Annotated in this window: 21 protein-coding genes; 13 read left to right on the forward strand and 8 right to left on the reverse strand. The window is 46.9% G+C overall.

Annotated elements, in window-relative coordinates; all coding sequences use genetic code 11:
- Positions 1-466: 466 nt before the first annotated feature.
- On the reverse strand, positions 467-682 hold the full coding sequence (locus tag HRE53_RS21075; RefSeq protein WP_235107814.1) for a hypothetical protein: 216 nt from the start codon (positions 680-682) through the stop codon (positions 467-469).
- On the opposite strand from HRE53_RS21075, the gene HRE53_RS21080 reads away from it, so the two are divergent.
- From HRE53_RS21080 to HRE53_RS21105, 6 genes are all read left to right on the forward strand, one after another.
- Positions 681-1,340 carry a hypothetical protein gene (locus HRE53_RS21080; protein WP_235107815.1) on the forward strand — a complete coding sequence of 220 codons (660 nt, stop codon included), beginning with the start codon at positions 681-683 and terminating at the stop codon, positions 1,338-1,340. The two genes, HRE53_RS21075 and HRE53_RS21080, sit on opposite strands and share 2 nt — an antisense overlap.
- A gap of 36 nt (positions 1,341-1,376) precedes the next feature.
- Complete coding sequence (locus tag HRE53_RS21085) at positions 1,377-1,781, forward strand: transposase family protein (RefSeq protein WP_235107816.1); 405 nt, start codon at positions 1,377-1,379, stop codon at positions 1,779-1,781.
- Positions 1,666-3,045, forward strand: a complete 1,380-nt coding sequence (locus tag HRE53_RS21090) for an ISL3 family transposase (protein ID WP_235106882.1) — start codon at positions 1,666-1,668, stop codon at positions 3,043-3,045. Before HRE53_RS21085 ends, HRE53_RS21090 begins: the two co-directional genes overlap by 116 nt.
- 277 nt (positions 3,046-3,322) lie before the next feature.
- Positions 3,323-6,568, forward strand: coding sequence for a hypothetical protein (locus tag HRE53_RS21095; RefSeq protein WP_235107817.1), 3,246 nt, complete (start codon positions 3,323-3,325; stop codon positions 6,566-6,568).
- Between the two features lie 62 nt (positions 6,569-6,630).
- Entirely contained in the window at positions 6,631-6,930 is a 300-nt protein-coding gene (locus HRE53_RS21100) for a hypothetical protein (protein ID WP_235107818.1), read from the forward strand.
- Between the two features lie 415 nt (positions 6,931-7,345).
- Positions 7,346-9,256: a GGDEF domain-containing response regulator gene (locus HRE53_RS21105; protein WP_212665173.1), complete on the forward strand. Its 1,911-nt coding sequence runs from the start codon at positions 7,346-7,348 to the stop codon at positions 9,254-9,256.
- Between the two features lie 82 nt (positions 9,257-9,338).
- On the opposite strand, the gene HRE53_RS21110 is transcribed toward HRE53_RS21105, so the two are convergent.
- Positions 9,339-10,817 (reverse strand): glycosyltransferase, encoded by a 1,479-nt coding sequence (locus tag HRE53_RS21110; protein ID WP_235107819.1) that lies wholly within the window; start codon positions 10,815-10,817, stop codon positions 9,339-9,341.
- Positions 10,818-11,103: 286 nt separating this feature from the next.
- On the opposite strand from HRE53_RS21110, the gene HRE53_RS21115 reads away from it, so the two are divergent.
- The gene (locus HRE53_RS21115; protein WP_235107820.1) at positions 11,104-11,574 is read left to right on the forward strand and encodes a hypothetical protein; all 471 of its coding nucleotides are present in this window, start codon (positions 11,104-11,106) and stop codon (positions 11,572-11,574) included.
- Positions 11,575-11,605: 31 nt separating this feature from the next.
- On the opposite strand, the gene HRE53_RS21120 is transcribed toward HRE53_RS21115, so the two are convergent.
- The gene (locus HRE53_RS21120) at positions 11,606-13,276 is read right to left on the reverse strand and encodes a serine/threonine-protein kinase (protein WP_235107821.1); all 1,671 of its coding nucleotides are present in this window, start codon (positions 13,274-13,276) and stop codon (positions 11,606-11,608) included.
- 372 nt (positions 13,277-13,648) lie between these two features.
- On the opposite strand from HRE53_RS21120, the gene HRE53_RS21125 reads away from it, so the two are divergent.
- A complete protein-coding gene (locus tag HRE53_RS21125) occupies positions 13,649-15,334 on the forward strand; it encodes an ATP-binding protein (RefSeq protein WP_235107822.1) in 1,686 nt (561 codons plus the stop codon).
- A gap of 100 nt (positions 15,335-15,434) precedes the next feature.
- Here the strand turns inward: HRE53_RS21125 and HRE53_RS21130 are convergent, their stop codons facing one another.
- Both HRE53_RS21130 and HRE53_RS21135 read right to left on the reverse strand, forming a co-directional pair.
- Entirely contained in the window at positions 15,435-16,112 is a 678-nt protein-coding gene (locus HRE53_RS21130) for a hypothetical protein (RefSeq protein WP_235107823.1), read from the reverse strand.
- Positions 16,113-16,216: 104 nt separating this feature from the next.
- Positions 16,217-16,762: a phosphoribosyltransferase gene (locus HRE53_RS21135; protein ID WP_235107824.1), complete on the reverse strand. Its 546-nt coding sequence runs from the start codon at positions 16,760-16,762 to the stop codon at positions 16,217-16,219.
- A 172-nt stretch (positions 16,763-16,934) separates the two neighbouring features.
- Between HRE53_RS21135 and HRE53_RS21140 the strand changes: the two genes are divergently transcribed.
- Together HRE53_RS21140 and HRE53_RS21145 are read left to right on the forward strand one after the other, a co-directional pair.
- Positions 16,935-17,318: a hypothetical protein gene (locus HRE53_RS21140; protein ID WP_212665179.1), complete on the forward strand. Its 384-nt coding sequence runs from the start codon at positions 16,935-16,937 to the stop codon at positions 17,316-17,318.
- Between the two features lie 95 nt (positions 17,319-17,413).
- Entirely contained in the window at positions 17,414-17,992 is a 579-nt protein-coding gene (locus tag HRE53_RS21145; protein WP_212665180.1) for a DUF2808 domain-containing protein, read from the forward strand.
- A gap of 423 nt (positions 17,993-18,415) precedes the next feature.
- Here HRE53_RS21145 and HRE53_RS21150 read toward each other — a convergent pair whose 3' ends face one another.
- The 3 genes from HRE53_RS21150 to HRE53_RS21160 form a co-directional block, all read right to left on the reverse strand.
- Positions 18,416-18,892: a Dps family protein gene (locus HRE53_RS21150; protein WP_212665181.1), complete on the reverse strand. Its 477-nt coding sequence runs from the start codon at positions 18,890-18,892 to the stop codon at positions 18,416-18,418.
- A 70-nt stretch (positions 18,893-18,962) separates the two neighbouring features.
- Positions 18,963-19,226, reverse strand: coding sequence for a ParB N-terminal domain-containing protein (locus tag HRE53_RS21155; RefSeq protein WP_212665182.1), 264 nt, complete (start codon positions 19,224-19,226; stop codon positions 18,963-18,965).
- Positions 19,227-19,351: 125 nt separating this feature from the next.
- Positions 19,352-20,479 carry a Gfo/Idh/MocA family protein gene (locus HRE53_RS21160; RefSeq protein WP_235107825.1) on the reverse strand — a complete coding sequence of 376 codons (1,128 nt, stop codon included), beginning with the start codon at positions 20,477-20,479 and terminating at the stop codon, positions 19,352-19,354.
- 223 nt (positions 20,480-20,702) lie between these two features.
- Here HRE53_RS21160 and HRE53_RS21165 point away from each other — a divergent pair, with 223 nt between their 5' ends.
- From HRE53_RS21165 to HRE53_RS21175, 3 genes are all read left to right on the forward strand, one after another.
- Positions 20,703-21,449, forward strand: coding sequence for a hypothetical protein (locus HRE53_RS21165; RefSeq protein WP_235107826.1), 747 nt, complete (start codon positions 20,703-20,705; stop codon positions 21,447-21,449).
- Between the two features lie 257 nt (positions 21,450-21,706).
- Positions 21,707-22,072: an STAS domain-containing protein gene (locus HRE53_RS21170; RefSeq protein WP_315874874.1), complete on the forward strand. Its 366-nt coding sequence runs from the start codon at positions 21,707-21,709 to the stop codon at positions 22,070-22,072.
- Between the two features lie 107 nt (positions 22,073-22,179).
- Positions 22,180-22,611, forward strand: a complete 432-nt coding sequence (locus HRE53_RS21175) for a Mini-ribonuclease 3 (RefSeq protein ID WP_212665184.1) — start codon at positions 22,180-22,182, stop codon at positions 22,609-22,611.
- The last annotated feature ends 5 nt before the right edge of the window (positions 22,612-22,616 follow it).

Consider the following 22,616-nt stretch of genomic DNA (forward strand, 5'->3'; position numbering starts at 1 on the left):
GTTTATTTCAGAATTGATTTCTACTTCGAAAAAAATCTTTGATCTTTGCTCTATTCCAATGGCTCTATTCTGATTTTAAGTCAAAGTATTATAGCCACTATTGATCAGCCATCTATAGCTAGCTAGAAAACTTCTTCTTCAATAGATCTTCTAAACAGTGAATCACCAATACTAGAATTTATGATTGGTGTAAGGCACAAAATACTACGGCAATATTTTTATTTGCTTGGCTAGGGCGAAACATCTTGGATTCGCGCAATTATAAGCATCAACCTGTTCTACTCAATTTGTCTTTCTCTGTAGGCGCCCTTGTCGAAGGATTCTAAGGTTTGGTGTAGAGTCAGCTCTTGCTCTGGGAATACTATTGGAGCGAAATCAGACTTTATCCTTTTTAAACTGAAGATCGCGGGTGCAAGTGACAGATCGACGGAAACAAATAGGGGGGAGTTGGGCGGATGGTTCAAAATTACCCTTCTGTAAAAAGGACTCCATTAAGGGAAATTTCTCCACCGATGGAGTTATGGCGGTAAACCTCTGAACCAAAAATTTGTAATTCCATGATGAAACGCATTCGTTTCCCGAAAATAAATCTTGCTCGCTGGCAAGCTTGGCTACACGGATTGAGCCGTTCGACCAAAAGAGGACTGATTTTGGCTTTCGGCACATTTTTATGTGCCCTCATGGGTCACTTGTTGATTTTCCATGAGCCAGTGGTGGCGGCTCCCAATCCTGACTTAGCCATTTTGAATGCGTTTGTACCCACAGAAAGCCCGCCTGGAGACCCGGTCACCTATCGACTAACATTCAACAACAATACTGCTGCTCCTGTTAATATCACCAGTCTCAACCATACGTTGCCGTCTTCACCGGGAAACTTAGTGTTCGATGCCGCAGCCACAACCAATACCTGCGGAAGTACAGTCAACATCACCACAGGTAGTGCAGGTGGTAGTACAGGCTCATTTGCTATTACAGGGGGAACGATACCGGTTGGTGCCCCTGGATGTATTATCGAAATTCCAGTCAGAGGCTTTAGTGCCGGCAACCATAATGACACAATTCCTGCAGGTGCATTATTTACAGATGCCGGTGAGAACCAAGATCCCACTGCAGCAACATTACAAGTTGATAGTTCATCCCCCGCAACCCTTAATAAATCTTTCGCGCCCAATACCATTCCTGGAGATGGCCGCTCAATTGTCACCATCCGCATCAATAACCCGAATGAATATGACCTGACGGGCACAACAGCCACTCCAACCCTCACGGACGATTTGCCCAGCAGCCCCTTTCAACTAAGGCTCTTCCCAGCTTTTGGTGATGCGATGAAAAATCTGTGAAACCATTGAAGCTAGAGTCTTTGCAATATTCTGGCCATGGAATTACTCCAAGCTTTATTACCTAGCCCCAACGGGCTCCAATTGAACGACTATGAAATGGATGTAGAACACCAGCATTTGGAATTGAGTGTTATGTCCACCCAAACGGTGGCTCCATGCCCCTTGTGCGGTAGCGTGGCTCATCGAGTGCACAGTCGATATCAACGAACCCTTGCCGACTTACCCTGCTTGCACTTCAGCTTAAGCTTGCTCGTGCTAGTCTGCAAATTCTTTTGTCCGAATTCAGAGTGTCGCCGTCGTATTTTTTACCGAACGCATTCCAGAGGTGGCGGCACCTTGGGCCAGGAAAACCGTACGCCAGGTTCAGCATCTCCAGGAGATTGGGTTAGCCTTAGGCGGTGCTGCTGGTTCTCGTCTAGGCAAGTGTCTGGGCTATTTTAGCTGTGGCAGTACACTACTCAACCACTTAGAGCGCCTTCCCCTCCCTGAGTTCGAGGTTCCAAAAGTGTTAGGGGTAGACGACTTTGCGTTCCGAAAAGGCCATAATTACGGCACAATTTTAGTCAACTTAGAGACTCATCAACCTATTGCCCTGCTAGCAGATCGCAAAGCAGACACATTGGTCGATTGGCTACGAGAGCATCCAGGTATAGAAGTATTATCCCGTGACCGTTCCAAGACCTACAAAAGTGCCATGGATAAGGCTGCGCCAGACGCCAGACAAGTTGCAGATCGCTTTCATCTAGTCAAAAATTTGAGTGAAGCGCTTGAGCTTTCATTGGAAAACTACCATGCTGAGCTTAAAGCCGCTTCACGGGAGCAATACCCAGTCACTAGCTCAAATCTAGGGCATACTGCAACGGTTGTTGTAATTCCTCAATCGACTGCCACTGCAACCTTTCAAGAACGGGCACAGGCAAACCATCAAATTCGGGTACAACAGCAGCAAGAAATTAAAGCTCTCCGCGAACAACAATGGTCGACTGCAGCTATTGCAGACAAAGTCGGAGTGAGTGAATGTACTGTTCGCAAATATGGTACCCGACCTGATTTTCCAGAAACTTATAACCGACGTCCGACCTTGGGTAGGAGCCTACTCGACCCCTACAAACAGGAGGTTGTGGCTTGGTGGAATTCTGGAATAACGAACTCCAAAGTCTTGATGGTATTGCTCCGACAGAATGGCTATGAAGGCTCCCAACGCACTCTCCAGCGTTACCTTCGTGGGTTCCGCGAAGCTCAGAGCCTTCCTTCATATCGTGCTCCAGTGACAAAGTCCTTACCCACTGTCATTGATCCTCAAGCTCCTCCTTTTACACCTCGTCAAGCAGCCTATCTAATTGTGCTCAAAGAAGAGAATCGAGAACCCGAAAATAAAGAGTTGTTGGAATACCTGGTCAAACAACACCCGGACTTAGCAACCCTTGTTGATTTAGCTCATACGTTCCTTGAGTTGCTCAGACAACGACAGGCCGATGCTTTTGATTGTTGGTTGATGAAGGCATTGACCTGTCCAATTCAACCGTTGAAAAAGTTTGCTGCGGGTCTCATGGATGACTATGCTGCAGTCAAAGCCAGCATGATGATGGAGGTCAGTAATGGTCCGGTGGAGGGACTCAACAACAAACTAAAAATGCTTAAGCGTCAGATGTTTGGCAGGGCAGGATTAACACTACTCGCCAAGCGACTAATTATGGCTTCATGAGAAAGAAGCAAATCTCTTTCTGAGTAAGGGTTTAAACCGAATCACCAAAAGCTGGGAAGAACCTCAACTAATTGTCGATGAGCGGGCAGGGGCTCCTACTCCCACTACGGACTGTACTGGCGGCACGGTCAACATTAAGCCAGGGGGCACTGGCATTGAACTGATTGGCGGCACCCTTCCCAATGAAAGTTCTTGTACCGTTACCTTTCCGGTTACTCAGCCAAATGGCGGAACCTATTCCAACAACATTCCTTCTGGTTCGCTGAGCACAGAGAATTTGATTAGTAATAGTAACTCCCCCAGCGCTAATTTGAATGTGCAGACGGAAATCTCTATTGATAAAAACTTTAGCAATGGTGGACGAGATGAAGGTGAAACCACAAATTTAACTATTACCATTACCAATGGTGGTGGAATCCTCACAAATGCAACCCTAACAGATAATTTGCCTGCTCCTTTAGTAGTCGCAGATGTCCCAAATGCGTCGACCACGTGTACTCCATCTGGAGCTTCGGAGACTCTCTCAGTAACACCAGGAGCATTTGACTTTACACTAAATAGTGCTAACGTTTCCTCTTCAGCTCAAGTCCCCGGCTCAGATGCGGCAACTAACAGCTTAGGTTCATGTACTATCTCGGTCACAGTTAAGGTCGATCCAAACCGTACGGCTCCAGAAGACTCTCCAGCGCCTTTCAATATTCGAGACAGTAACGGGTCTGCTGTAACGAATACTCTTCCTATTGGTGCCTTAGGGAATACTGAAGGCCGCTCTAATACTGAAGCAGCTTCGGACAGTATCAATGTTCGACCTGCATTAGTTGTCAATAAGGGTTACTCCAACAGCAATGCAATCTCTCCTGGTAATACCGCAAGGATGACAATTACAGTCCGAAATAATTCAAATGCTGTTGGTGCAACAGGAGTAGATTTTGATGATACTTTACCGGGCGGTTTAGAGATTGCCAATCCACCAGATGTTTCTAATAGCAATTGCGGAACACCAACTATAACAGCATCTACAGGTACAAATGTACTCACCTTTCGAGATGGAACGATTGGTACCAATACAACTTGTACAATTCAAGTCGATGTATTCGTACCCGCTAACACACCAATAGCTCCTATAGACAATGTGATTCCTGACGATTCGATCATTAATGACCAAGGTTTTGATAGCAACGCGGTAACTGGAAACCAAGGCCGGTTAAACGTTGTGAATCCCGTTGAGATCGTTAAGAATTTTGATAATTTTGATGACAACAGTTCTGTACGTCGAGGCGTCCCTTCAAAGCTCAGTATCAGCATTCGCAATAATCGCCGTACAGAAACGGGGTCAGGGACGGGGACAACACTTCCTTTAACAGGAGTAGCGATCTCAGATGACCTAACCACAAATACTCCCAATCCTAATTTACAGGTCGCAACGCCTGCTAACTTTAGCCAATCTGGTTGCGACTTTAGCAGTACACCTATTTTTACAGGAAACACCCCTGATAGTACATTCTTCAGTATGACCAATGGCAGTATTGCCCCTGTGGATGATAGTGATCCAACTGTTGATACTTGTACGATCGAGTTTGATGTCATTGAGATTGATACGACCAATGCTGCGCCTTTTATCCCTCCGGTGAACTATACCAATACAACATCTGGATTTAGTAATAATGAAGGGGAAACTGCAGTCGAAGATGATGCCACATTAACGGTCACTTCCCCTTTAGAAGGCACCAAAACCTTCCAATCGGCTGAAGTGGTTGCGGGGGGTAAGTCCACGGCAGTCATTGAGTTAACGAATACCTGGGATCAGCCCTTAACGGTTACGTCATTTACTGATACATGGACACAAGGGAATGTTACTGTTGCAGATCCTTTAGTCACCAGTTCAACCTGTGGTGGCACTATTACTACGACCCCAGGTACTCAAACAGTCGATTTTGTGGGAGGGGTCGTACCTGCACAGGTAGGTGGAGTACAAGGAATTTGTACTATCAGTTTTGAAGTCATTATGGATGAAACTGGCAGTAGCTCATTCTTGAATAGCTTGCCAGCAGGTACTATTAATACTGCTGAAGGATTTGTGAATCCGATTGCTGTCAATGGAACATTGACACGGACAACTGCCAATATCAATCTCAATAAATCCTTTAGCCCTACAAGTCTTATAGTCGGTGACCCAACCACCTTAACGGTGACAGTAACAAACCCTAGTAACGGGATTCCTGTTACTCAATTAGGGCTTACGGACACGATGCCTTCCGATATGGTTGTGTTCTCAGTTCCCAGTGCTTCCACAACCTGTAGTGGTGGGACAGTTACAGCTATACCCGGCCAAAACACCTTCACTTTAACGGGGGCATCCTTAAGTGATAACGATAGCTGTACGGTATCCGTTCGAGTCACACCATTGGATACCGGCAATAAGATTAACCAACTGCAGCCGGGGGATGTCTTTAGTCAAGAGAATGTCACTAACAGTCAGTTGGCCCAGGCTACCGTGACTGCTCAGGCAGCCATCACTCCTGACAAATCCTTTAATCCCACCTCTGTAGAGGGGGGCGAGATTAGCCAACTGACTTTAACGATTACCAATAATCAGACCAATACTGAATCGGGTGAATCGTTATCGAATGTGTCGATTAACGATACGCTGCCTGCCGATTTATTTGTGGCCAATACCCCCAATGCTTCGACGACCTGTACAAGTGGAACTGTAACGGTGACTCCTGGGGGATCTGTAGTGCAGATGACCGGGGCAACCCTCGCACCGGGGGCCAATTGCCAAGTTCAAGTAGATGTGGTGTCTAGTTTGATGGGGAGCTATCAAAACCGGATTGAGCGGGGAGATTTGACGGCCGAAATTCAGCCCTCCATCGACCCAATGACGGGCGGAAACCCCACCGTTATTGAAAATACCTCCCGACCGACGGCGACTTTAACAGTAAATTCAGATAGATTACCCCCCGAAATCTTGCTAGTGAAGCGGATTACGGCAGTGAATGGAGTCAATGTGACCGGGTTTGAGGATGGTTCCGACGGTGATGATAACGATCCACATTGGCCTTCACCCGTGAGTAACTCATTGCGAGGGGCCTTAAATCTATCGACTCCCGTAAAGCCCGGTGATGACTTGGAGTATTCAATTTACTTCTTAAATACAGGGTTATCGGAAGCCTTTAGTTTGACGTTGTGCGATCGCGTTCCTGACTTCACCACCTATGAGCGAAATACCTACAACAACCAGCCCAATCAAGATCCAGGCGGAATAGCCGGATCTGGACGCGGCATGATGCTAGGTTTAGGCACAAATGAAGTCTCCCTCACCAATGGGCCGGATGGTGACCAGGGCTATTACTTTGAACCGAATGTCGATCCAATGGTGACTTTACCGAATATCAACTGTGATGGGACGAATACCAACGGTGCCGTGGCGGTGCAACTGAGCAGTAATGTTCCCAATGCCACCGCTGCAGGTGTACCTGTGAATTCCTATGGTTATATTCGGTTTACCGCCAAGGTGGACTAGAAAAACTGTTTCGGGCCAGCGCTGTTCAAGCGCTTGGCCCGAAACACTAGTTGTGATTGCTTATGGATTCAACAATGAACTATTTTGTAAAACTCTTTTTCCTGTTTGCACTCTCTTTCTCAGTCATTTTTTCCTCTTTAGGGATGGGATATGCCAGTGAAGTTCATCCTTATTCTATGTGGCTCAAGCAAGGAGAATCGTTTGACCTCGAACAATATTTGTCGGTCAATGAATCAATGACAGCAGGTTGTAATGAAGACTGTTTTGATGTTGATTTAATTTTGTATGACGCAACTAAAAAAGAAGTGGTGTATCAAGATATTGATGCCAATACTAATCCTAAGATTACGGCCCCCCTATGATGGTGATTTTGTAGTCAACCTATTATTGCCAAATTGCTCACTCAGTAGAGGCTGTAAGGTTTGGCTTGACTTGGATGAGGAAGGGTAAACGAAGCTCTATATTTATCGACTTAAGGAGTACTTTTTCTAATAACGACAAGAAAAAGGAAGTCTTTCTCTTTATTTTTTTCATATTTAAAGAATTATGCTGAAGATTTGTAAATCAAAGACAAAATTCAGTAAGTATGGCAAAAATAGTATGTGCGTAGATATGACATCGATTTTGTATGATGCCATGTCTATGAAAGGGGGGATTGTAGGTAATGATTGAAATACTTTTCTCGGTTGTAATGAAAGTTCCTCAATGATCTGAACTGGGTACACTAAAGTGCAAGCTGAGCATCTCGTTCTACTCCTTTTTTAGCCGAATTTAGCCATGACACTGAATACGCCTACATCCCCGACGGTGGATTTGCCTTCGAATGAAGAGTCGAAGGGCTTGATTTTGATTGTTGATGATACGCCCCATAACTTGCAAATCCTGTCCACGGCGTTAACGAAGCAAGGCTATCAGGTGCGAGGGGCAGCCAATGGCTCCATGGCTTTGATTGGGGCCAGAAACATCATGCCCGACTTGATATTGCTGGATATCAAGATGCCAGAGATGGATGGCTATACGGTGTGTGAGCGATTGAAGTCGGAAGCACAAACCCAAGAGATTCCAGTGGTTTTTATTAGTGCCTTAGACGATGCCTTGGATAAGGTCAAAGCCTTTACAGTGGGTGGGGTAGACTATATCACCAAGCCTTTTCAACTGGCTGAGATTTTGGCTCGGGTAGAAAATCAACTGACCATTGGTCGGTTGCAAAAAGAACAGCGCAAACAAAATGAACGACTACAAGCCGAGGTGCGCGATCGCATTGCTGCCGAAGCCCAGATTCAAGCCCTCAATGCTGACCTAGAGGAAAGGGTAATCCAGCGGACAGAACGGCTGAATCAAGAAATTGCTGAGCGGGAAAAAGTGCAGCAGCAGTTGAAATATATGGCGATGCACGATCCACTGACGGATTTGCCTAACCGGACTTTGTTTCTCAACTGCCTAGAAGAAACCCTACAGGAAGCCCAGAGCCATTCTGATCAATCATTTGCCCTGCTGTTTCTTGATTGCGATCGCTTCAAAGCCATTAACGATTCCTTGGGGCATTTGGTTGGGGACCAGTTTTTAGTTGCGATCGCAAAACGGTTTCACCGCTGCGTGGGCGATCAACTCCTCGCCCGCTTAGGGGGCGACGAATTCACCATTCTGCTCAAAAATGTCTCCAGTGAGCAACAGGCCACGGATGTGGCAGCTGCTATTCAGCGCAGCTTACTAGAGCCTTTTCATATTGGGGACAACGAGTTTTTCGTCTCTGCCAGTATTGGCATTGTGATGAGCAGCCCGGACTATCGACAACCCACAGAGATGTTGCGGGATGCCGATACCGCCATGTATCGGGCCAAAGCCATGGGCAAAGCGCGGCATGTCGTCTTCAATGCCAGTATGCATGAAGATGTCCAAAGTACTCTCCAACTAGAAACAGACCTGCGTCGGGCCATCGAACGCCAAGAGTTTATTCTCAACTATCAGCCCATTGTGGCCTTAGATACGGGCATGATTACAGGGTTTGAAGCCCTGGTTCGCTGGATTAGCCCGGAATTAGGATTTATCTCTCCTGGGAAATTTATCCCCCTCGCTGAAGATACGGGTTTAATTATTCCCCTAGGGGAGTGGGTATTGCGGGAAGCTTGTCGCCAGCTGAATGAATGGCAGGCGAATAAGGTGACGGATATTCCCTTGACCATGAGCGTCAATTTATCCGTTAAACAATTCTCTCAGCCCAACCTGATTGAAACGATTGATCAAATTTTGATCGAGACCCAGCTCCCCGCCGAATGCTTAAAGCTGGAAATCACTGAAAGCGCCATTATGGAGAATTCCGACTCGGCGGCCAAGATTCTGGAGCAGCTGAGAGACCGTCAGATTTACCTCAGCATTGATGATTTTGGCACGGGCTATTCTTCCTTGAGTTACCTGCATCGGTTCCCCGTCAATACCTTGAAAGTCGATCGGTCTTTTGTCTGTCGGCTGGATGCTGCAGACGATAACGTTGCCATTGTTCAAGCCATTGTGACCTTAGCCCAAACCATGGGGATGGATGTCGTCGCCGAAGGGATTGAGACGACTGAACAGCAACTCCAACTGGCGAACTTAGGGTGTGAATATGGCCAGGGATATCTGTTTTGCAGACCCGTTAATGCTGAGATAGCGAGTGAAATGCTAGCCAGCAAAAATCACAAATTGTTCTAGGTTTTGCCTTGATTTAGGCATTCTTCAACTTTCTCTAGTGCCCGTTGGTTTCGGCTCGGTTGTCAGGTCAATGTAGGCGAACTTAGCGCCGTTGAAACATGCTGAGGGAAAGAACATAGACATAACCGATCAAAAAGAGTAGCAAAAACGGTAGTGATAAGTAATGGGCATTAACGACTGCTACGCTAATGGTCACGAGTAAATACGCCACCATAGATAGTTCCAAGTAGGGAACTAAATTTCTGGCTGCGCGGTATTTTCTGGTCTTCCAGTCTTCTTCATTACTAGTGACGCCATGCTTGGGCGTGCGGACAAAATCACGTCCCACCCGGAACAGGCCATCATAAACGGCTAGGGATTGATTAATACTGAGTCCAATCCCCACACTCATTAATAAAAACAAGTTGGAAGCCAATTTCCATGGAGATTGTTTACCCAGTTGCTCTTCTTGAGCCACTGAGTAAAAAGCCAACAGACTCAGGGTGGTGACTAGGAATAGGGGGAGATGGATAGCTAGACCATATCGCCAGCCCGTTTGAGCGAGAAAGAGTTGGTAGGGTAAGGATAAGAGAAGCAGGGCTAAGAGCAGTAGGTAATTAAAGTTATTGGTGAGGTGGAAAAAGGCTTCCACTTTCACATGCCAGGGGGCTTGAGATTTCAGAATAGGCATCAGCAGCTTTTTGGCCACTTGGCTGGCGCCTTTAGCCCACCGAAACTGCTGGGATTTAAAGGAATTCATCTCCATGGGCAATTCGGCTGGGACTACAAGATTAGGCAGGTAAACACAGTCCCACCCTTTGAGTTGTGCTCGATAAGAGAGGTCCAAATCCTCTGTTACGGTCGTATGCTGCCATCCTCCAGCATCTTCGATGGTCTGGATGCGCCAAATCCCAGCCGTACCGTTGAAATTAAAAAAACAGCCTGAGCGATTCCGAGAGGTTTGTTCCGTAACGAAATGACCATCCAGCATCAGGGCTTGGATTTCTGTGAGGATGGAATAGTGCCGGTTAATATGTCCCCAGCGGGCCTGAACCATTCCCACCTTCGGATTCGCGAAATAGTGAACCATGTTGAGCAAGGTATCGGGGGCTGGCACAAAATCTGCATCGAAGATCATCACCAAATCCCCCGTGGCGGATTGCAGCCCGTAAGCTAGGGCACCTGCTTTATAGCCTTTGCGATCGCAACGGTGAATATAGTCAATATTGAGCTGGCGCTGCATTAGTTCTCGCACTTTAGCCAGACAAATGTCTCGTGTCTCATCCGTCGAGTCATCCAATACCTGGATTTGTAGTTTATCCAGGGGATACTCCAAAGCAGCAACGGCCTCTAGGAGCCGATCCACTACATACATCTCATTAAACAAAGGGAGCTGAATGGTGACCTGGGGCAGTTCAGCGTCGGAGAATCTATGTAGCGGCTGAATATCGCGACGACGATGCAGGTAATATCGCCAAATAATCGAAATTTTGTGGAAGCTGTATACGGCGATCAGCGTCAAAATACCAAGGTATAGCTCAGGAATAACACCTGAAGCGCTATCAATGAAACTAATGCCCATATAATGCTTATCGTTGATTGAATATACTCAGAATTTGCAAAAAATCCTTGTCTCCTTGCCCTGTATAAGTAGGTGGAGGACTGTATTCTATCTCGCCCAGACTAGAGACAGCTTAATTCAATCTGAGAAGATAATTAGTTTCTGCCCTCGGGCAATCCTCCTTGAAATGGCGAGTTCGCTGATGCCAGAAAGCCTCAAACTGGAGTCTGATTTAATAGGTGTGAGTTTCCTTTAATAGGTGCAATATCAAAAATCTTATTCAGAATTCATCAGGAGAGAAGCCAATTTGTATGAGGGGGATGATATCGATTTTTTGTATGTGCTCCGTCCCCACGGCTGGAGTGATTTGCTCCTCTATGTGGGGGGAGAAATCCATCACCTTTGTATCACGCATGTCTTCTCCGACCCGATTGTGGATCTGAGCTATCTCGCGAGCAGCCTACACCATCGGGTGCCTGCCATTGAGCTTTTGCTCTGGGATGAACCTGGAGGCTACAGGCTTCGGTTTAAGCAGTTTAATGAACAGCATCATCGGTATGCTGTTCAACTCGCCAGCTTTCCGGAAGGTCCTCCCGAATCCAGTCAATGCACCGAAACCACTTTGGTCGCGTTCAATATCAAAGCTGACCATTTTGTGAAGCTGATTTATAGCCAACTGGAGAAAACCGCCAAGCTTTGTGAGGACAAGAGCTATCGAAAGCACCGTGATTTTTCCTACATGGAATTCAATCACTTTCGTCAGCAGCTCAGTGATTAATGTACTTTAAATGCAAAGCTCCATTGGACTTTTACTCATCATCTTCAATCTCTAAGAATCGATCTTGGGCAATGGCAAACCACAGTTGCTGGGCTCGTTTGCCTGGCAGATCGACATTTCGATACATCGGTAAATCATCCACCAATGTCTCTTCGACTCGTCGATAAAAGCGGCGTCTATTGACCTTTTTGCGGCGCAATTGTTGGTCTAAGTTTTTGCGATCGCGCAGTTGATATTGGCCGATGCGATCGCGCACTTCAGGATTGAGCTTACCCATCGCTTCTAAAACCTGGAATCCCACTTCATCCCACTGTTCTCGCAAAGGTGCATCCCCTTCATTCCGGGTCAAGGCTCGACCTTGATAGTTGGGATATTCCAAGAAAAAGGCTTCGTTGGTGACCTGGTTGAAGTAGCGAGAAGACACTCCTAGGGCATCAATCCGCTCGAACAATCGGGCTTTTCGGGACAGCTCTTCCCGAGATAAAGAGGGCGGTGCTTTGGGTTGGGCAGGCTCTTTTTGACTGACAGGAGCGACGTTACTTGTATCGACGCGCTCACGGATAGCCCAGATGACGCCGCCTAACAGAGTTGCGATCGCACCCAAAATCATCACTTGTTTCAGCAGGGTGATCGTCCAGTTTTGGACTTTATTGCCAACCTTAGTGACCACCCCCGGCTCTTTCACTACAGGTTCAGCAACTACCGTATGCTGGGTGACCTCAGCCTTAAATTCGGCGATATCCGTTGGGGGTGGTGGCGGAAAATCGGATGCAGTCTGATTGAGAGGGGGAGGTGTAGGTAGTTTTCGTCCTGGAGAAGGGGTGGCCAGATGCCCTAGCTGCTCTAAATCTCTTAAGGCTCTTTGGGCAGAAGGATAGCGGGCATTAGCTTGGGTGGCGACCATCGTCTCTAAGATCCGCGCCAATTCCTCATCCACGCCGATATGCCGCCACTGGAAGGCCCGAATATTGGCATCATAAAACTCCTGGGGGTCTTGGCCCATCAACATCACTAGAGCCGTTACCCCTAAAGCATAGAGATCGCTATGCTCATAAACTTTGCCTAATCGGATCTGTTCTTCTGGGGCATATCCAGGCTTCCCTAGAATGGTGGTCCCCCCAAATTTTTGCTCAGGGTTATTGGGGTCCACAAACTTGCCAAAACTGGCCGTAATTTGCTTAACACCTCCAAAGTCAATCAGAATCGGTAACCCATCCCTTTGCCGTTGGATCAGATTATCGGGAGAGATGTCACGATGGATTAACCCCTGGCGGTGAATGTAGTCGAGCACCGGCAAAAGTTGAGTTAAAAACCGATAGATTTCGGACTCGGTGTAGGTTTGCCCTTGTTTGACTCGTTCTCGCAGCAAGGCCTGATAGGTGTCCCCTTCAACATAGTCTTGGACCAGGCAGAGAGACCGATCCTGCGGTCCCATAAACCATTCTCGGAATTGAGGAATTTGGGGATGATCCAGCTTATAGAGAACCGCTGCTTCCCGCACAAATAGCTCTTTTGCCTTTGTTAGCAGAATTTCACTACTTTCACTGGCTGGGGCAAATTCTTTGAGGACACATCGCTCATTGAATCGATGAATATCCTCGACCAAATAGGTACAGCCAAACCCACCCTGGCCAAGTTCCCGCACGATTCGGTAGCGGTTGGCAATGGTTGTAGCTGGGGGATGATACTGCTGCGTTGGCATTCAGATGCACTCCACATCGGCAGATTGAAACAGAGCAGGGTCAGGAACGGGGAAGCGCAATTTTTAGGGTGAGATTGAGGGCCAAGTTAAGTTATTGGCATCTTAGCAAACCCATCATTAGGAATTTTGGAGGTTATGACGCTTCTCGATTCTTTACAAAGGCTAACAAACCTATTTGCAAGTGGGTGTCATTTCAATCACTGCCTCTCTGGTGGCTCTATCACAGTCTCCGTAGTCAACATAGACGTTTCTGAATGCCCTCTAGGTTCCCGATTTCGTCTCTTTTGGGTCCTAGGATTAGGAATAAAGGTGTCAATTTGACATCCCTCGTATACCATGTAGCCAACAGAAAGCGGTTTGTGAACAGGGTTTATGGTTCGAGAGCAACGCAAACAGGCTACCAATGTGATTGGCACGGTCAAAGGACCTGGAGAAAGTGGAAACCAGTATGTGTTTATCACCGCCGATACCCAACACATCAAAATTGGCGAATTTGTGTCCTATCGCCTCATCCAAACTGACAATGTTCCCGTCGAAATTTTAGGTAAGATTTCAGCCTGCACCCTCGTGGATCATCTCCCGGATCGCATTTTTGCAGATACAGAAATCGACCCCAGTGCCATTGCTGCTCTGATCGGCTTTAAGTACTCCAGTCCCGAAATCTATGAAGTGGCTGTGGATGTGATCGGCTACTTCCATCCCAATCTTGGGTTTATGAATCCGCGCCAGCCCCCCGAACCAGGGGCCAAAGTGTATCGCGCTGATGATCCTACCCTGCGGCGGATTCTGAATAAGCGCCAAGTCGGAGAGGTGGGCTCAGCCACGATTGGATCCTTACTGCTGCGGGATCTAGATGCCGTTCCCATTAGCCTAGATGTCAAAGCACTCGTCAGTACCCATATGGCGATTTTGGCGGGCACAGGCTCCGGCAAATCCTATACCGCTGGCGTTTTGATTGAAGAACTCCTCCGTCCTCATAATCGCGCAGCCGTCCTAATTTTTGACCCCCACGGCGAATATGGCACCCTAGAAGCCATGCGCGGCCATCCCGCTTTTAGCAGTGAAGATGGCTATGCTCCCCAGGTGCAAATCCTAACGCCAGAGCAGATTACCATTCGAATTTCGTCCCTCAGCTATGCCGATATCAAAATGCTGTTGCCGGAAATGAGTGAGCGCCAGCAGGCCATCCTCAACAAAGGCTTTAACAATCTCCAGGCTAGGAAACGTAAAAATGCCCGCTGGGATATCAATGATTTGATTTACGAGGTTAATGAAGCTGACGTTGTTCAAGATAAAAGCGGTAATGATCAGCCGGGTTCCTCTGCCCAAGCCCTGGAATGGAAACTAGAAAAACTCGCTAACTCCCCCTACTTCCATGCCTTTGAACACCTCACCCCTCAAGATTTATTTGAGCCGGGGCAAGTGACCGTTCTGCAAATGAACGAAATTAGTCAAGAAGAACAGCAGGTCATTTGTGCCGCCATTCTCCGCCAAGCCAACCAGGCTCGCATGAACACCCTCAAAGAAAAAATCACAGCCGAAGACGAAAATTATCTGCCCTATCCTGTCTTTATTCTCCTGGAAGAGGCTCACCGCTTTGCCCCTGCCCATGAGCCTTCCCGCTGCAAAGCGGTGATTCGTACCATCCTCAGTGAAGGCCGCAAATTTGGTTTAGGGGTAGGGCTGATTACCCAGCGCCCTGGCAAGCTGGACTCAGATGTGTTGTCGCAATGCATGAGCCAGTTCATCATGCGTATCGTCAATCCAGTGGATCAAGATAGCCTCAAATACGGCGTAGAAGCAGCTGGCCGAGATTTGTTGAAAGAACTACCCGCTCTGACCAAAGGCCAGGTGATTATTTCAGGGATGTGTGTGAATACCCCGGTCTTGTGCCAAGTGCGCCAACGCTTAACGGCCCATGGTGGAGAAACCCTAGATGCCCCCTCCCTATGGCAAGCCCATTTCCAATCCCATCGTTTGCGGGAGCGGGCTGCCGCAAGTGCGCCCTTAGCGGGGCGTCGACAAGCGGCAACCGTGCGCGGGGTATCGATTGACTAGGATTCTCTAGGATAATTTCCAGAAATTCAGTACCTTTATTTAGACCTCAAAGCCTAGGGCTGAGCGAAGTCGAAGCCCGGTCCATTAGGGCAGCTGCGCCCTACTTGGCTTTGGCGCGCAAATTCTTGATCTTGACCTGCTTCCACCAGTCTTGTAGCTCTTTAGGCTCAATGTTGCGCCCATCAACTTCCACCATAAATCGCTTATCGACGAGTAGACTGAGCTTCCCTTTCTTAGACGCATTGGTATATTCTTCTCGTCCAAAGGCATCGCCAATTTTTAAGCCTTTACTATAGCCCTCGGTGGATTCTTGGCTGAATCGAGCGCTGATCACAAATGGGGCATAGAGTTGCCGATGGTGGGCCCAGTCAAAGAGTTGTACCTTAATGGTCTTATCGTCTTGTTTATAAGAACGACTGGCTTGGCTGATGGCAAACTCTCCAAAGTTCGTAGATTCGCCCTTGGCCTCTGCAGCTTCCCAACCCGATGGCTGGTCTGGCAAACCTGTGATCAAGTCTTTATAACTGAGGGGATCGACGGGTTTGAGGTTCTTTAGTTCAGATTCGATATCTTTTAGATCTTTCTCTAATTTAGAGATTTGATCAATTCCCTTCAGTGGATTCTGATCAATATCTACACCCTCTACCACCTCCTGTAAGTCAGGGACTCCACCACAGGCAGACAGAAATAAGACCGAGAGAGATAACAGAAAGGTGATTCTCAGGCACACTCTCTTCGAAAATTCTTCATAAAAAATTTGATCAGGATTATCGCTCATTAATCTCGCAGCCCATCATTCAAGCAAGGATTAGAATCAGCAACATTGACACATCTGATCAGCAAATTGGCGTGAACTCAATCAAAATGCAACGTAGTGCTGTCCTAATTACAGGATGCCCTGGGTGCCGATAAATCTATCGCAGCGTAGGTCTGGCTTAATGCTTCTATATCAGTCTTCTCATAGCTTTCAAACGGCTGATGGATCCAAGGATTCTCTGGTAAATAATCCACATAAAAGTGAGGCTTGATCCTTGAGCAAGCTTTGTACCACAACACAGCTGTTCGCAGGTCTTCAATTCCAGAGCCATACCGCTGTTGGAGCCAAATTAAAGTTTGTTCAAGGGTGATACCAGAATCTACTAAGTCATCAACGAGCAAAATTCGGTTGCCCAAGTTTTCTGTCGTCATTGTGATCTCTTGGCCGACGGTAAGTTGATGACGATCTTGTCCCTTGGTTCCACCATAAGAAGCGGTGGCTAATATGGCTAAAGGCTGTTGATAAATACGAGAGAGTAGATCTCCCACCCGTAAACCGCCCCGTGCCAAACAGATAATTTGATTAAATGACCAGCCTGAACGATAAATCTGGGCTGCCAGTTGTTCAATTTGCTGATGATACTCTGACCAAGAAACGTAGAGATCTGCCATTCTTGTTCGTTCTATCCACTCAATTTGTTCATGCTACCCCCGTTCACTAGAATTTCGAAGATGACACGGGAAAGACTCAATGTGGTTTATCCCACCATTGGAGTTGTCAGACAGTGACAATTTTCATTAGGCTAATGGTGTCTGATCTGTTTTTGAGGGAACACAACCTGTTATGAATCCTGATATGGTGACCGAATTTCTGAAAAAAGGATTTCATGTAACCCTGGGAGCTACAACTTCAGTGGTGGAATCCCTTCAAGACTCCCAAAAGCGTGAGGAAAATATTTCTCAGCTCAATCTCGGCATTGATCAACTGTCTCAGATTTGGGCAGATAAAGGAGAAATTACTGAGTCAGAAGCTCGCAAAATGATTGATGGCGTGGCCACTCAATATGGAGTGAACGCTAATCCCATGTCTTCTGGCAGTTCCACCTCTCCTTCGGCAACTTCCCCTTCCATTGATCCGTCTCTCCAACAAGAACTCAAAACCCTGACCAACCAGTTAGCCAACATTCGTTTGGAATTAACGCAAATGGATAACCAAAACGATACCTGACAATAGTAGGGCTATCCCTGTATTGCTCGTAGTTAATTTGGTGATCTCTGCTTCTGCACCTAACTGGGTAGATGGTACTTTGGAGGGCCAAACAAATGCCACCGTTCACTTCTAATCAGGCCGTTGCCTGGGGGGCCAATTTAGCTACGACTGTATTGTTGGGGAGCCTTGTTCAGGCTTCAGCTCAAGCCATTGAACTCGCCGATGGAACAACGTATTTTGCCAATGTTCCTCGCCTAGAAAATGCTCGGACAACCTACAACAGTGCCCGTGTCTTTGGGGCAACGTATTACTTTACCTTGCATGTTCCAGACGATGCCGGCGAACCGCTTCAGCGCGTGATGTTTAACCAGCAACAAGGGGTAGATCCGATATCCTTTAATCTCAAACGCACGCAAGCCTATATGAATCAGCAGAAGAAACAACTTCTGCCCATCGCTGAAGCTTCCACAGATGAGAAGGGCTCAATTTCAATATTTTTCGACCCACCTATCTCTCCAGGAGAGACCATCACCATTGGTTTGCGTCCCTATCGGAATCCCCGCTCAAGTGGTGTTTATCTGTTTGGGGTCACAGCATTTCCTCAAGGAGAACAAGCTCATGGCCAATTCTTAGGCTATGGTCGCCTACATTTCTATGATCACTTCCGGTGGCCCTCCTATTGGGGGCATTAAGGGATCCAACGGCTAGCACCATAGAGGTAACGGTGACTTTAGAACATATAACCCCCGCTGAAGGGCGGGGGGTTTGTTTGTCTATATAAATTCTGTATATGAATCTATATTAAGCAAAAATTTTAGAGATGGCTGTAGCTTACGCAACAAGTTTAATAAAAAATTTTTAATTTAATTTTTGAGAATTAAATTAAAAATCCAAGAAAAACCCTTAAATAAGCTACTCCAGAGAGTGTAGCCATGCAGCTCACCCATTATCTTCTTTCTTGGGAGTAGTGTAAGCATGAATTTACCCCGAATTGCTGTTGATCCATTGAGGGATTGTGATGTTGGTCTTGGGGAGATTAAGGCAAGAGCCAGTACAAAACTTCTGTACTGGCTCTTGCTCGGTTATTGATACACAACAATTTTCAGGAGATACCCCTAGTTCAATAAACTCCGTAGCATCCAGGCTGTTTTTTCATGAATCTGCATCCGCTGAGTGAGCAGATCCGCTGTGGGTTCATCATTTGCGGCATCTGCTAGGGGAAATACAGAGCGAGCGGTGCGAACGACAGCCTCTTGGCCTGCGACGAGTTCTTTGATCATGTCTTCAGCAGCAGGAACCCCTTCTGCTTCGTCAATAGAGGTCAGTTGACTATATTCTTTGTAGGTGCCTGGAGCTGGGAATCCCAAGGTTCTAATGCGCTCAGCAACCGCGTCTACAGCTAGTGAGAGTTCGTTATATTGGGCTTCAAACATTAAGTGGAGGGTTTGGAACATAGGTCCCGTAACATTCCAATGGAAATTATGAGTTTTGAGATAAAGGGTGTAAGTATCGGCGAGGAGACGGGATAATCCCTCAGCAATTTGTTGACGATCTTTTTCTGAAATACCGATATTGATAGGAGGTGCTTGCATGGTGATTACCTCAAAAAAACACTACGGGATGAACATCTAAAAATACTTGAATATAGGGTGCACGGGCGAGTTAGGCTAAATGTCGCTGTAGTACTGAACGTGGGGCACGGCGAACACAACAACGAATGGTCTGATATCCCAACCGTGTACAGGCTTCAAAACGATGACATCCTGAGAACCCATAATACTGGCCTTCAACTTCTAGAACTTCAATCGGATTTTGTAGGCCAATCTCAGCAATGGAGACCATTAAAGCTTCCACGCGCTTCGGATCATTTTGCCGGTAGAGAGGCCGACGAATCGATTGTATGGGGATGTCTAGGATGCGAGCCATAGGTGAGTGCAATTTAATGATTAAATCATAGTCGTTATGACTTCGCTTTGCAATAGGCAATTCATCTTACCTCTCAGCATCTCTCATAATGATGAGTGAGGGCTAATTTATGAACTGCCCATGGCCTATTGTTTTGTTAAGAAGCTATCTATGTCAGGAACATCCACCCAAGCTGCTTGCTGGTGAGATTGGTGAGCCAAGTCCATCAGTAGTTGTGAATAAACCCCTTCTTTGAGAGAGGGGGCTGCTGCTTGTCCTTGTTGAATCATTTGTACCCAATGCTCAACTACTCTCATGGTTGGGGCAATTCGGCCATCAGGATAGGTTTGCTGAAATTGCAGCCAATCAGAGATGGGGATGTCTTGTAACTCAGCACCAGACTGACTTCCTTTTAATTCAAAGCCATGGACATAGTCCTTGGGATTATTGCTGCCCAGCACTAGGGTGCCTCGATCTCCATAAACTTCTACCCAATGCCCACGACCTGCATAGGTCGTGGCACTGATATTAATTTGGCAAGTACTGCCATCTTGTAGCTCTAGCATCAACACACAGGTGTCATCGGCATCCACGGTTTTGGCCGTGCCCCTATCAGGATCGGGACGGGTCGGAATTGTGGTGATCAGTCGGGCGCAGAGCCGCTTCACTGGACCAAAAAGCCAGGCAACATAGTCGAAGGTGTGAGAGGCTAATGCGCCCAGGGAGCCACCCCCTAGTTTTTTGCTAGCATGCCAACTCCAGGGGCGAGTTGGATCGGCTCGTCCAGGGACCAGCCAGTCAATTTTGATCAGTCGTGTTTGACCGACATAGTTTTGGGTGAGTAAGGTTTTGAGCTGCATCCAGGCTGGCACAAATCGGAACTCAAAGTTGAGGGTTGCCTGCAAGCCTTGCTTTTGCATCAGGTGATAAAGTTTTCGAGCTTCCCCTGCATTCAGGGTTGTCGGTTTTTCCAGGAATAAATGTTTCCCTGCATTGAGCACCATTTCGGCCATCTCATAGTGCTGAAACGGTGGTGTTGAGATGCTAACGCCCTGGATATCGGGCCTGCCCACGATCTCAGATAGGTTATTGGAGGCGAAGGGGATGTTGTTTGTGGATGCGATCGCAGATGCTTTATCCGCATCTCGGTTGTAGACCGCCAAGAGTTGGGTTCCAGGAAAATCTCGAAAAGCGGGAATATGAACTTTTTGACCAAATCCAGTGCCGACAACGGCGACACCGATTGCAGATGGAGAAGAGTTTTCAACTGGCATAGATTTAATAGGTGCAATGAACGAATTGGCACAATCCGTATCATACCGACCGCCAGGAAATAGCTGAATGCATTAAATCGATTTCGCCAGATTCTTTAGGATTTATCCCTGATTCTGCCTCTGGAGCCACGTAAATTGATTAGACTGTATGTGCGAATTAAATGGTTCAATTTGATGACATTGCCTAACCGTTTGATTTTGCTTATCTCTGTCCTCCTCACCCATGGCATCAATGACAGACTCAGCAGCAGAATCCATCCTCACAACGACCACGGGGTTACTGACCTACTATGGCTACGAAGCTGAGAGCCAAGCCGAAGAATCTTTGCTGGATCGTTGGTTTGGAGACTACTCCCCTGAATGGGTGCGGTTAGCGCTCATTGAGTCATTGTATCGAGGCCGATATAAAACAATCTCAGTGGGCGGACTCCTGGCTGATTGGAAGCGAAAAGGGCAGCCTCTTTATCACTTCAACCGAGAATTCGAAGCCCTTATTTGTCACAAATTTCCTCAAATTAAGTTTAAACAAGAAGATATTCCAGCTGATAAACGGGCTGATTCAAAATCTTTAGGGTTGAATAGGAGACAGAACCTACAGCCGCAACCCACTGTTTCAACGGCAGAAGTGGTGTTGAAACAGCAGAGCCCCAGTTCCCCGATTGAGCTGAACTCCCAGAGGGTTGACTCGAGAAGTGATTCGAGCCTTGAAGGTGAGACGACTCCTATTAGTCATAAGCTATGGAGTTTTGTGGCTGACCTATCCGATGACAAGACCAGCCCCCAGCAATATTCTCATCCCTCAGCTCCAAGAAATGGTTTGAACGCTCCTTCAAGAGAATCGGTATGGGACCAGGAATCTCAAAAGACTGAGGTATCTCCTATTGATCAATTCATTCCTAACCAAGAAGTTTCTGATCATTACCAGAAGCTGGTGGAATTAGTTTCCCATCGGTCTACCCCCCATCACTAGCCGGAACGCTAAAGCGAGTAAAATCTGAGGGCATTTTATGGTCTTCATGTCTGCGCCATAAACCCACCAGATTTTGAAGTTAGAAGATCCCGTGATCCCGATGTCTAATTTTTGAGACTTTGAGAGAATAATGGGCTTTGGTTAATGCGATCCTAGACTCCTTTTGCTTCTTCCTGGTTTCAGTGGACAAGAACTGCTCAAAGACCCTATACTGGACCCTCATCATCTGTTTAGCGTTTTGGTACTAGGAGGGAACTATTCCTGAACAGCTAACCCTGACCGTAAGCTTACGAGGCACGCGAGATATCAGGGAGAAATACCAGCTTTTTCGCCTTACGGGCTTACTAGATGCGTTCTCCGAGCCTGTCTTTCGCAAGGTCATGACCAAGTGTCTAGATGAAAGCCCCTTTCACGTCATTTTGGACCTTTCCAAAATTGACTTTATTGATAGTTCAGGATTGGGAGTGCTCGTGCAGTTGGCTAAAAAAGCGCAAACTGCAGGGGGATCATTCCAAATTGTCTCTAATCCAAGAGTGACCCAAACGGTCAAGCTGGTTCGATTGGAAAGTTTTCTGTCGTTGCAACCCAACGTTGATACTGCGATCGCAAATGCTGAAAAATAACCTGATCTATTATTTTCGGCCAATCCTGATGGTAAATCAGGTTAAAAATCGTGCCTAAAGCAGAGTCCTGATGTCCCTCCTTGTTGCTTAGTGTCTGAGCAACAGCGATGCTATATTGTCTCCCCTTTTCATTTCTACAGCCAGCTTCCCTTTCTCTTGCAGAAGTGAGGTCGGTTTCGCCAGCAGCTCTTGCCTATATCGGAGATGCTGTGTTTGAGCTATTTATGAGACGTTACTGTCTTCTGCCTCCCTCTCGGTTGCGAGACTATCACCAGAAGGTGGTGTCTTATGTTCGTGCTGAGACACAAGCTGAAATTGTCCGAGACCTGTATCCACTGCTTTCTGATAACGAGCAAGCGATCCTCAAGCAAGGTCGAAATGCAGCAGCAGGGGGTCCTAAAAGAATTAACTTAGAGACTTATCAATATGCGACGGGTTTTGAAGCCTTGATTGGTTATCTCTATCTCACGGATACCACCCGATTGGAAGAGCTGTTAGCTCAAATTAAGTTTGATCTCTCATCGCCTGATCCTGCTTAAAATGG

The sequence above is a fragment of the Acaryochloris sp. 'Moss Beach' genome (genome assembly GCF_021497025.1).
In the GTDB taxonomy this organism is placed as follows: domain Bacteria; phylum Cyanobacteriota; class Cyanobacteriia; order Thermosynechococcales; family Thermosynechococcaceae; genus Acaryochloris; species Acaryochloris marina_A.